The 12,689-nt window shown below is 34.3% G+C and carries 6 protein-coding genes; 1 reads left to right on the top strand and 5 read right to left on the bottom strand.

Annotation, left to right across the window (positions count from 1 at the left end; genetic code table 11):
• Positions 1 to 36 precede the first annotated feature (36 nt).
• From ACNQGB_RS08625 to ACNQGB_RS08610, 4 genes are all read right to left on the bottom strand, one after another.
• Entirely contained in the window at positions 37 to 1,632 is a 1,596-nt protein-coding gene (locus ACNQGB_RS08625; protein WP_417943452.1) for a hypothetical protein, read from the bottom strand.
• A 19-nt stretch (positions 1,633 to 1,651) separates the two neighbouring features.
• The gene (locus tag ACNQGB_RS08620; RefSeq protein WP_417943453.1) at positions 1,652 to 3,130 is read right to left on the bottom strand and encodes a RagB/SusD family nutrient uptake outer membrane protein; all 1,479 of its coding nucleotides are present in this window, start codon (positions 3,128 to 3,130) and stop codon (positions 1,652 to 1,654) included.
• 11 nt (positions 3,131 to 3,141) lie between these two features.
• Positions 3,142 to 6,201, bottom strand: a complete 3,060-nt coding sequence (locus tag ACNQGB_RS08615) for a SusC/RagA family TonB-linked outer membrane protein (RefSeq protein ID WP_417943454.1) — start codon at positions 6,199 to 6,201, stop codon at positions 3,142 to 3,144.
• Positions 6,202 to 6,438: 237 nt separating this feature from the next.
• Positions 6,439 to 9,240: a helix-turn-helix and ligand-binding sensor domain-containing protein gene (locus ACNQGB_RS08610; protein WP_417943455.1), complete on the bottom strand. Its 2,802-nt coding sequence runs from the start codon at positions 9,238 to 9,240 to the stop codon at positions 6,439 to 6,441.
• Positions 9,241 to 9,425: 185 nt separating this feature from the next.
• Between ACNQGB_RS08610 and uvrA the strand changes: the two genes are divergently transcribed.
• Positions 9,426 to 12,221, top strand: a complete 2,796-nt coding sequence (gene uvrA / locus ACNQGB_RS08605; RefSeq protein WP_417943456.1) for an excinuclease ABC subunit UvrA — start codon at positions 9,426 to 9,428, stop codon at positions 12,219 to 12,221.
• A gap of 5 nt (positions 12,222 to 12,226) precedes the next feature.
• Here uvrA and ACNQGB_RS08600 read toward each other — a convergent pair whose 3' ends face one another.
• Positions 12,227 to 12,526, bottom strand: coding sequence for a hypothetical protein (locus ACNQGB_RS08600; RefSeq protein ID WP_417943457.1), 300 nt, complete (start codon positions 12,524 to 12,526; stop codon positions 12,227 to 12,229).
• Between the last annotated feature and the right edge of the window lie 163 nt (positions 12,527 to 12,689).

Genomic DNA, 12,689 nt, shown 5'->3' with positions numbered 1-12,689 from the left:
TAAATACTTTATAATTAACAGATTATATCTACCGTATTAATTATGAAAGTATACATTATCAACATAAACAGTGTTATTACCAGATGGCGCTCCTACATAGATTAACTGTGCAATATGAGCTCGCGTCGTTAATCCTGTAAAATCACTCAAGGGGATATCTAAACTAACCCAAGATCCTTTCGCAGGAGCTGTAATTGTTACTTCATGTTCTTTGTCATCACCACCACCAAAGGCTCCATTAGCGCCAAAATCGACTAATTTTACTTTGAAAACGGTAAAATCAGCGGACCAAACATCTGTATGAAAATGTGTCATTGCTGTTGCATCGATAGGAGTTGTTGTTGCTTCAATACCAACAAAATCAAGTGCACTGTATTTTTTTGTTGCATTCCCATTAATCGATAGGTCTGTTAAAGTAGCACTTGACCATGATGTTCTCCAAGTATTAACAGGGACATTGGTATATGCATCGCTAAACATAGAAATCACTTTTGAGGCTGCTACTGTTGGAGTTGGTGCTGCTGTTACAGATGCGGCTTGATTGTAAAAGAAAACATTATCAACATAAACAGTTGTATTACCAAAAGGAGCTCCTACAAAAATTAACTGTGCAATATGACTGCGTGTCGTAAGTCCCGTGAAATCGCTTAACGGAATATCTAAACTCACCCATTTTTCTTTAGCTGGATTAGCAATAGTTATTTCATGCTCTTTGTCATCACCGCCCCCAAAAACACCATTTGCACCAAAATCGACTAGCTTAACTTTAAACTCTGTGAAATCAGCAGACCAAATATCAGTGTGAAAGAAAGTCATTGCCGAAGCATTTATTGGTGTTGTAGTAGCTTCGATACCTACAAATCCCAGTGCACTATATTTTTTTGTTTTGTTACCACTAATGTCAATATCTTCTAAAGTTGCTTGTGACCAAGAAGTTCGCCACGTGTCTACTACGACATTTGTATAGGTATCGCTAAACATAGAAATTACATTAGCAGAAGGAATTGTTGGTACTGGTGCTGCAAAAAGATTGGTCACAGTTACTGCCTCAATTTTTTGACTTGTAGCAACTCCACCGCTTAATGCGACAACTTTAACCTGATAAGTTCCAGCTCTAGCGTAGGTGTGTGTTACCACTTCGCCTTCCATAAAATTTACGGGAACTTCATTTGCAACATCACCAAAATATACTTGAAAAAAAGTCTCCAATTCCGCTTTTGCCGTTACGTTGATGGCAAGATTACTGCCAATAGTTATTGTAGTTTGTAAATTTTTAGGTGCCAAAAAAGAAACCATTACCTCTTGCATGGTCTCTGTTTTTTTACCATTGATCGTGGTACCTACAATTTTTGCTTGAAATTTACCTTCTTTGTATTTATGAGATACTTTCCCTCCCGGATTTACAAACCCCGGCGCAACAGTTCCATCACCGTAATAAATTTCAAATTGCGTAACTCCCTCTCCTTTTGGCAAAAAAGTAACATTCCCTGAATTATCTTGTGTAATAGTGGTAAGAGCAGATATATTTGATGGTGCATCTATTCCATCTAAATCCACATCATTATTCTCTTCTGAACAGCCAAAAAATAGGACTATTAAAGAAATGCTTAGTATTAATTTTAACTTTTTCATATATAAATAATATTAGTTTTTAATATCCAGGATTTTGTGTCCAATTACCGCCTGCAAATTGCATTTCCTCAATAGGAAGAGGAAATAATTCATTCTTTGCTGCTTTAAAACCAGTAATTTCTTGTGCCGCCTTCCCAGTACGAACTAGGTCAAAGAAACGATGTCCTTCGCCTGCTAATTCTACTCTACGTTCGGCTAAAATAAAATCAGTTAAAGCAGCACCAGAAACTGAAATATCATGATTCAAATCTCCAAAAGCTCGTCGACGCACTTGATTTAAGTAGCCTCTTGCTTTTGCATCGTCAATTCCGCCGCGATTATTTGCTTCGGCAGCCATCAATAGTACATCAGCGTAGCGAATCGCTCGATAGTTATTGGGATTGGTCAAGTTTAAATCTCCTTGCGCTTCGGTACGCCTTTTTCTCGGAATGTACTTTCGATTAAAATAACCTGTATGTTCGTATCCCTTGCCAAAAGTTGCTCCAGATGAAGTAGCCCATGCCTCTATGTCTAAAATCGCTACTGCTTTTCTTCGATCTCCTGCTTCAAAAGCATTAACAATTTTTAGAGTTGGTACGTTAAAACTAAAACCCGAGGTAAAAAGATCTCCAGAATAGTTCCTTGGTCCGCTAAAACCAACAGCTACATTACCTTCACTACATTGAAGACAAGTAAAACCTGCTCCTTCTACATCAGTATATTGCACTTCAAACACTGATTCTACTCCATTTTCACCTTCATTTTCAAAAATAGAATTGTAATCTGTTACTAAAGAGTAAGGAGATGCCGCAAATAAACGGTCAAAAGTTGTTGCCGCTGGTGCAAATTTATTTTGGTATAAATAAGCCTTTCCAAGTAAGGCTAGCGCAGCGCCTTTTGTAGCTCTACCTTTTTGTGCAGCTGTAGCTGCTAAATTGTCTGCAGCAAAAATTAAGTCTGCTTCAATAGAAGCGTATACTCCTGCAACCGAGGATCGTGGAATTTTTTTCTCATCACCAGGACTAAACCTTGCATCGCCTTTCATAGGAATGCCACCAAACCATTTCACTAATTCAAAATGATAATATGCTCTAAGAAAACGCGCCTCCGCTATAACCTGATTTTTTCCTTGAAAGTCAGTCTTATCTTTAAATTCTAGTATGTAATTTGCTCTTTGAACACCAGCAAACATCCAGTCCCATAAATTTTTTAAATTACTGTTTACAGGAGTATGAATCATTTTATCAACTTGTTGAAAACCGGGCACATCTGATTGGCTTTCACCACCTGCCAAAGTATTATCTGAGGCAATTTCTCCTAATAATGAATTAAGATATGTAGTTTGTAATAAATCATACGCTGCAATTAAAGCATTGTCATAATCTGATTTTGAATTAAAATAATTCTCAGAGTCAATAGAATATTCTATTGGTCGATCAACAAAATCATCACTGCATGAAACTGCTACTGTAGAGAAAATTGTTGTTACTATCAGGATAATAAATATATATTTTTTCATTTTAAATCGAATTAAAAATTAATGTTTAAACCCAATAAGTAGGTTCTAGGAATTGGATAAAAACCATAATCTATTCCACCTCCAATTGGGGCTCCGTTAGAGACACCTGGATCGAAACCTTTGTATTTTGTGAACGTGTATAAGTTGTTTACACCCGCATATAAACGTATTTTGGTAATACCAACCTTTTCTGAATATTTAGGATTAAGTGCATAGCCTAATTGCATGTTTTGAATGCGTAAATAAGAAGCATCTTCAACAAAATAACCGGAGAAAGTAGAATTTCCTGAAGCACTTGTTGTAACTCTTGGGGTACTATTCGTGCTGCCTTCACCCGTCCATCGATCTAACACATAATTTAGTCGGTTAACGTCAGTAAGGTTTCGTTCATAATTTCGAACCATATCATTGCCTACAGAAGCAAATGTGTAAATTGCAAAATCAAAGTTTTTATAATTCATTTGTAAATTGAAACCCATTGTAGCTTCAGGGATTGGATCTCCGATGTTAGTTCTATCACTTGAATTAATAAGACCATCTCCATTTACGTCTACAAAACGAAGATCACCAGGATTTGCCTCTGCACCCAAAGACAACTGTGAAGGATGTGCTGCCACTTCAGCTTGATTTTGGAAAATTCCATTAGTTTTTAAACCGTAAAAATATCCCATTGGATGTCCTACTTCCATCCTTGCAGGAGCTTGCTGGCCAACACTAAATGCACCACCTTCAATGTATCCAGTTCCGTTATTAACTTCTAAAACTTCATTTTTAAGAAAAGTAACATTGTACCCTACGCTCAGGGAAAAATTATCTGAAAATTTATTTTTATAATCGATTGCAAATTCCAGTCCTGAATTTCTGACAGTTCCTGCATTGATTGTTGGAGCACCAGCGCCAGGAGCTGCAGTCCCATTGATACCTGAAACAGGTATATTGGAGATTAATAAGTCCGCACGTGTATCGATGAAATAATCGGCTACTATCGAAACTTTATTTTGACATAATTTCAAATCCAATCCTACATCAAACTTACGAGCTTCTTCCCATTTTAAATTAGCATTAGGAATTTGCCCCGTTGCTAATCCGTTGACTAAAGCCCCATCAAACACATAAGTAGCTTCGCCATTAAGCTGCGAACGGAAACCATTAGGTGGAATTTGATCATTCCCTAGCGTTCCATAACTACCTCTTAATTTCATAAAGTTTATCACTTTATCTGAGCCAAAAAATCCTTCATCTGACACAACCCAACCCGCGGTGAAGGATGGAAAATAACCCACTTTGTTACCGGGTCCAAATCTTGTCGAAGCATCACGGCGAATCATGGCAGAAAAAAGATACTTCCCTTTATAATCATATTGACCTCTTGCGAAGTAGGACAATCTTCGATCATCATAATTGTAAGAACCTGTTGGTGCCGTTTCAGAAATACCTCGTGTTAATGCAATATCTGCAAATTCCCAAGAATTATAGGGAACATCAAATCCAGTTGCAAATAATCCATTTCCGAATGTTTTAAATATCGTATTACCAATTGTAGCTACAACATTATGATTTTCAGCAATCTTCTTAGTATATGTTCCAAACAAATCAAAAGAGTAGTCATTATCATTGATAGCGCTTTGGGAAACTGAACTTCTCAAGACATCAAATACTTTATCGGAAGGATTTATCCAATACAAAATTTGCTTGGCAAACGATTTCGACTCGCTGTTTGAAGTATTAAAACCAATAGAACTTGAAATCGTAAAATCTTTGAAAACTTTGTAATCTAATCCAAAATTACCATTGATTTTCTTAAAGTTATAGTCATTATAAGTATTAGCGATTTGTGCCAATGGATTTATAATTTCAATTCCTAAACCAGTATTTGTAGGCACTTTTGTAAAATCACCATTCGCATCATAAGGAGTTAATGTTGCAGGCGTATTCAAAGCATTGAACAAAACAGAACCTAAACCACTTTCGTTTAATGATTTTCTATTAAAATACGTATAAATTACGTTTGTTTTTAATTTAAGTCTTTCAGTAACATCAGCACCAAGTGAAACCCTTGCCGTATTTCTCAAAAATCCAGATTTATCACGTCCAATAATTCCTTCTTGATCTAAATGCGAACCACTTACCGCGTAGGTAATTTTATCAGATCCACCAGAAAAAGAAATGTCATGATTGATAATAGGAACACTGGTACTAAAAACTTCATTTTGCCAATTTGTTCCTTTACCTAAACCAGAAACATTAGGAAATGGTATAGCATTGCCACCATTTGCATAACTTTCATTTAACAATAAGGCGTATTCAGTAGCATTAAGCATTGGTAAAGTTCTTGACGTTTCCTGAAAACCGGAATATGTATTGTAACTTATTTTTGATTTGGAGTTTTTCTTTCCTGATTTAGTTGTGATAAGGATAATTCCGTTTGCACCAATTGTACCATATATAGCAGCTTGTGCATCTTTCAAAACAGTGATGGACTCAACATCATTTGGATTCAGTAATCCAAGTTCTCCAATATAGCCATCAATAATCGTTGTAGGTCTGTTTTCACCGTTAGTTGCAATACCTCTGATGCGAATATCCAAAGCGGCACCCGGAGCACCTGAAGTAGTTGTAACATTTACTCCGGAAACCGTTCCTTGAAGTGCCTGTTCAATTCTTACCGGTTTTAAAGCTTCAATTGTTTTGCTATCTACTACGGACACAGCACCAGTTACTTCCCGTTTTCTTTGAGTTCCGTAACCAATAACAACTACTTCGTCCAATACTTTCGAATCTTCAACTAACATAATAGAAAGTGCACTATTACTGGAGATTACTTTATACTCTAAATTTTTATATCCTAGGTACGTAAATACTAATGTTGCGCCAGAGGAAACCCCTTTAAGAGAAAAACGACCATCGTAATCGGTTGCGGTTCCATTAGTTGTATTTTTAACTTGAATATTTACTCCAGGTATTGGTAAACCTGAACCCGTTTCTTTGACAACTCCTCCTACATCAAATCCTTGGGCAAAACCAAAAGAGGATAGAAATAGAAAAAGGATTAGTAGATAGTTTGACTTCATAATTTATTTTTTTTGTGAATTATAAAATTAAACGGAACAACTAACAATAAATCAAAAAGAACCTCAACAAAAAACATACAATGCAAAAAATTAAGCATTTAATTTACAATAGTTAAAAAAGTATTGTATAATAAGACTAAAACAAACATTCCTAATCTTTACAAAAAATAAAAAAACCACAACAATAACGTTAATGTTGTGGCAATGTATAGTTAATTAGTGTAAAAACAGGAATACCTATACAGCTAAAATGTACTCAACAAGTCCTTGTTCGTGTGATAATTCCATTTTTTTACGCAAACGATATCTTTTTATTTCAACGCTTCTAACAGAGATATTGAGCAAAGGTGCTACTTCCTTCGACGAAAGGTTCAGTCTAAGGTAGGCGCATAATCTCAAATCATTTGGTGTTAAAGAAGGATGCGCTGCTTTAATTTTTTTAAGAAAATCTTTATCGGCATTGTCAAAAGCTTCTTTGAAAACGCTCCAACTGTCTCCTTCAGTTATGTTTTTGTTAATGGTCGAAATTACAGATTTGATACTTCTATTACCATCATCCGGATTTTTCTTTAAATCAGCTTTGATGAATGCCAGTAGCTCATTTTTACTATTTAAACTCATTGTAGAAACAGCTAATTCTCTATTTTTGGTATCCACATCAAGTGAAAGTTGTTCGTTTCGAATACGCATTAATTCTTGCTCGTTTTCAAGCTCCTTAATTTCTAATAAAAGGTTATTCTCTTCAATCAATTTTTCTTCTTGCTTTTGGTAATACCGCTTGTAGGCCTTGTGAATGAATCGAGCCATTATTACTAATAAAATAAGATAAATAAGCAATGCAAAATAAGTTAGATACCATGGTTTTTCTACAGTAAAGAAATACACTGCTGTATCCTCCAATGTTGAATTTGCAAATTTAGCTCTTACTTTAAACGTGTAGTTTCCAGGCGGTAAATTCTTGAAGCTTACTGAATTTTTAGCGTTCCATTCACTCCAATCGTCCTGAAATCCCTCTAGCAGATATTGAAATTCAGCATTGATATATTTATTAAATTCTGGAACTGTATACGTAATAGTAATATTATTTTCATCGTATTCAAAACTTCCTTCTTCCGTCATGGAACGGTTTTTTAAACTTTCATTTAGTTTATTTGTAGTAATCCCCGTAATAGAAATATTTTGATTTTTAAAACTCAGTTCGTTAAGATTTAAAATATAATATCCATCAGTAGTACCTATTAGATAATTGGAATTTGAAATTTGTGTTATATTTTCGTACCCTAACATCGAGTTGGTCAAGGACGCTGGAATAGGAATAACATTTTGCTTTAATTGATTACTCAATTTACTTAAGGAAAAGTAATGAATGTAATTTTTTGAAAACAACCATATTTTATTCGAATTATCGACAATTAACTTCCCTGATGTATATTCATCTTTTTCAAATACAGCACTTAAAATGACATCTTTACTGAATTGTTTTGATTTTTCATTTAGCTTAAAAATACCTTCTTTATTCGCGTAATAAATGGTATTATTAAATTTTGTTAAACTCGCATTTTTACCTTTTTTTGGAATATTGTATGTAATAAAAGGCTTTGTCTTAGTTAATTTATTGTCTAACTCAAGTCTATAAACCCCTTTGTATTCATGACTTACAAAAACATTTAAATTATTCATGATTTCAAAATATTTTGAAGAATAATCAAATCCAGCAATTTTGTTTCTAAAAGTCCATTGATTATTTATTTTTGAAAGCACTGAAAGTCCATAATAATTCCCCTGAAGTAGTAATCCTCTTTGATTGGGAACGGTCTCAAATTTCCAAGTTCCTGAAGCAGAAAATATATTTTTTGCAACGGCGTTTTCAATTACAAAAGTCCCCGAATCATGACCGCAAAAAAGCGTTCCTTCCTGTTCAAACAAAGACCAAACCTGACCTTTGGTTCCACTTATAAACTTAAATTCATCAGAAGTTTGGTGTTTCTTATAAAATAAACCTTGATTAGTTCCTACGTACAAATTGCCGTTGTAGAGTTTTGAGGTGTAAACAGTCCCCAAAATTCCCGTATCGTCAACAAAATTTTGAATGGGAGATTGTAAATTGATGCAGTTTATGCCATTGTCTAATCCTACCCATAAGTTTTTATCAACATCTTCGTATAAGGAGAGCGCTGTATTATTGCTCAATCCTTTGTTTTGTGTAATATGATATTTAATTTTTCCACTATTGCTCAAAATAAAAATCCCATCAGAAACTGTTCCTAATGCAAAACTACCATCTAAAAGTAATTGACTGCTATACACACTACTTGACGCTAATTCAGTGTCAATTTCGGTACTGAATTTAGTCAAAACAGTTCCAATCAATTTGTAAAAACCATTTAGTTGCGTTTGAATTAAAAGTCCTTCATCGATACTAAAAATATTTACAATCCTATTGTTTTGTAAAACAGGGTTGTTGGATACCAATCGTCCTTTGCCACTTTCAATTTCAAAAAGTCCTTCATTAATACTCTGAAAATAAATTGAATTTTTAGTTCGGAATGACTTTGTAATATTATTTTTAGAAGTAATAATTTGAAAACCTCCCGTTTTAGTGTCATAAATATAAATGCGACTCAAGGATTGAAAAACAACCCATTGATCGTAATTCAATATGTTCCAAAATTGCTCATCATCAAGAATTTTATTTTTAATAGTCTGACTCAGTGATGTATACTTTAATTTACCATTTGACTGTCGGATCCAAAAACCAAATTCCATATAGCAACCTGTAAAAATTTTATTTCCTATAACTTTAACAGAGCGAACAATGGTTTCATTAGGGGACGGATACAATTCCCAATTAGACCCATTAAACTCTAATAATCCTTCATTATTGGCAAAGAAAACATACTGATTTGCATCTTGGGAAATCATCCAGTTCTGGTTGCCTGCTCCATAAGTTGTAGAAGCATATTTGACAATGGGCGGTAACTCTTGAGAAAAAGCACAGTAGGAAAATAAAAATAGTAAAAGATGTAGTTTTGCTTTCAAAGGAATCTTGATGTTAATTATTTCAAAAATAAACTTAAAAATAGCATTTATTTATGGGATAGAAAACATAAAAACTATACATATCCCAAAATCACTATTATTTGCAGTATTTAAAGATTATTTGTGACTTGTTGAATTCTTTTAGTCGGTTGAAAATTGATTACTTTTGTGAAAATTATTGTTTTATGCAAGTTGACCTTTCTACATTAGATCCTAAGAAAAATATCATCATAAAAGGCGCACAAGTACATAACCTAAAAAATGTAGATGTTGCTATACCCAGAAATAAATTAGTAGTGATTACAGGACTATCAGGTTCTGGAAAATCTAGTTTAGCTTTTGATACTTTGTATGCCGAAGGGCAACGCCGATATGTAGAAAGCTTGTCCTCCTATGCCCGACAATTTTTAGGACGTTTAGACAAACCGAAAGTAGAATACATTAAAGGAATTGCTCCAGCAATTGCTATTGAACAAAAAGTAAATACAACAAACGCGCGTTCTACAGTAGGAACATCGACCGAAATCTACGATTATATAAAGTTGCTTTTTGCTAGAATTGGACGTACCTATTCTCCCATATCAGATCGTGAAGTCAAAAAAAATACGGTTACAGATGTCATCAATGATGTAAAAAAGTTTGAACCAGAAAGCAAATGGTTACTACTCGCTCCTATTCATCTAGAAGAAGGACGAAAACTGGAAGACAAACTAAAAGTGCTTTTGCAACAAGGTTTTGCTCGAATATTAGTCAATAATGAAATGGTTCGTCTTGATGATTTACCGGATTCATTAGATACTAAAAATATTTATTTAATCGTAGACCGAATCGTTGTTAATCCATCAACTTCAGGAGAAGATGAATTTTATAATCGGTTGGCCGATGCCGTACAAACTGCATTTTTTGAAGGTAAAGGCATTTGTCATTTGCAAGAACTAAACTCCGACAAAAAGTATTCGTATTCTAATAATTTCGAGTTAGATGGAATTGCATTTTTGGAACCCAACGTGCATTTATTCAGCTTTAATAATCCGTACGGTGCCTGCCCTGTTTGCGAGGGCTATGGAAATATAATAGGAATTGATGCAGAATTAGTAGTCCCAAATACCACTTTATCCGTTTTTGAAAATGCTATTTTCCCTTGGAGAGGTGAGAGTATGAGCTGGTTTAGAGATGAGTTGGTCAACAAGGCGTACAAATTTGATTTCCCAATTCACAAGCCTTATTTTCAATTATCTGAGGATCAAAAAGAACTAATTTGGACTGGAAACAGTTATTTTCAAGGATTGAATGATTTCTTTAAAGAGCTAGAAGAAAAGAATTATAAAATACAAAACAGAGTAATGCTTTCTCGCTACAGAGGGAAAACTAAATGTTATTCTTGTAAAGGCAAACGCCTAAGAATTGAAGCCTCGTATGTAAAAATCAATGCTAAGACGGTTTCTGATTTAGTTGATTTACCAATTAAACATTTGGTTACTTTTTTCGAAAATATTGAACTAGATGTTTATGAAAAACAAATAGCAAAACGATTGTTAGTCGAAATTAACAACCGCCTATCCTTTTTAACCGAAGTAGGGCTCGATTATTTGACCTTAAACAGAAATTCGGCAACACTTTCTGGAGGGGAATCACAGCGTATCAATTTAGCGACTTCGCTAGGCAGTAGTTTGGTGGGATCTATGTATATTTTAGATGAACCTAGCATTGGTTTACACCCAAAAGATACAGAACGATTGATCAAAGTATTGCTCTCCCTGCGAGATTTAGGAAATACCGTTATTGTGGTCGAACATGATGAAGATATCATGAAAGCAGCCGATATGATTATTGATATTGGTCCTGAGGCAGGTACTCTAGGAGGGAATTTAGTCGCGCAAGGAACTTATGACCAAATACTGAAATCTACTTCCCTTACGGCTAAATATCTCAACGGAGATTTAGAAATTTCTGTACCAAAAAAACGAAGAGCTTTCAAGAATTTCATCGAAATAAAAGGCGCTAGGGAAAATAATCTACAAAATATAGATGTAACCTTTCCTTTGGAAGTATTAACAGTAATCACGGGAGTTTCCGGAAGCGGAAAAAGTACGCTCGTTAAAAAGATACTTTTTCCAGCGATGCAAAAAAAGCTGGAGAATGTAGGAGAAAAAGCAGGGCAATTTAGCGAACTATCTGGTTCTTTTTTGCAAATAAAACATATTGAATACGTTGATCAAAATCCAATAGGAAGAAGTTCGCGTTCCAATCCGGTTACGTATATCAAAGCATACGATGACATTCGAGAATTGTATGCTAAAGAAAAACTATCAAAAATAAGAGGCTATCAAGCCAAGCATTTTTCTTTTAATGTTGATGGTGGACGATGTGAAACTTGTAAAGGAGAGGGCTCCATAAATGTAGAAATGGTTTTTATGGCCGATGTACAATTGCCGTGTGAAACCTGTAGTGGAAAACGATTTAAGAAAGAAGTACTGGAAGTCGCTTTTGAAGGCAAGAACATTCACGATATACTCACGATGACTATAGATGATGCAATTGCATTTTTTATAGCTCATAAACAAGCTAAAATCACTCAAAAACTACAACCATTACAAGATGTAGGTTTGGGATATGTGCAATTAGGACAATCCTCCTCTACACTTTCAGGTGGAGAAGCGCAACGTATAAAACTCGCTTCATTCCTAGTAAAAGGCGCAACAAAGGACAAGGCTTTATTTGTTTTTGATGAGCCTACAACAGGATTGCATTTTCATGATATCAAGAAATTATTAGCCTCATTTGACGCGTTGATAGAAAAAGGACATTCAATTTTAGTTATTGAACATAACCTTGATTTGATCAAATGTGCAGACTGGGTAATTGACTTAGGCCCAGAAGGTGGCGAAAACGGTGGTAAATTATTGGCAGTAGGAACGCCTGAACAAATTGTAAAAATAAAAGATTCGGTAACCGGGAAATATTTAAAAGATAAATTATGAGATTTCTAATCGGTATAGCATTTTTCTTCAAACGTATTACCATCTTCATCAATGGCAATTACAATGTTTTTTTCTTTGGAAGAAACGTAAGTTACATAAATCCAGCCAACTGACCACACTCCTAAAGTCATGCAACAAAGTAAAAAATTTAATCCATGATCGACCTCTTTCCTGCTTTTAGATAAAACTGCAAAAGGTAACGAATCATTTTTTTCTATAATTGTAAATCCATGATGAATTTTACTTGCAAGAATTGAGGTAAATTGTTGCAGACTTTCTTCGTTAACATAGGTATTGCTTGTCATAATTATTAGAATAAATTACCTTAGCTATTATTTTTCTAAAAAATAGTTTGATAAAATTATATAATGCAAAAGTAAACGCTATATATAATTTTCACAATACCCACTTTTAGTGATTTTTAATCTATTTAAAAAATTAAACAGCTAATCAGTATTACTATTAAAG

It is taken from the genome of Flavobacterium frigidum (assembly GCF_048286795.2).
This window is presented reverse-complemented; position numbering and strand designations above follow the sequence as displayed.

Coding starts and splice junctions, on each gene's coding strand:
- ACNQGB_RS08625 (WP_417943452.1), bottom strand. CDS start 1,632: ATGAAAAAGTTAAAATTAATACTAAGCATTTCTTTAATAGTCCTATTT.
- ACNQGB_RS08620 (WP_417943453.1), bottom strand. CDS start 3,130: ATGAAAAAATATATATTTATTATCCTGATAGTAACAACAATTTTCTCT.
- ACNQGB_RS08615 (WP_417943454.1), bottom strand. CDS start 6,201: ATGAAGTCAAACTATCTACTAATCCTTTTTCTATTTCTATCCTCTTTT.
- uvrA (WP_417943456.1), top strand. CDS start 9,426: ATGCAAGTTGACCTTTCTACATTAGATCCTAAGAAAAATATCATCATA.
- ACNQGB_RS08600 (WP_417943457.1), bottom strand. CDS start 12,526: ATGACAAGCAATACCTATGTTAACGAAGAAAGTCTGCAACAATTTACC.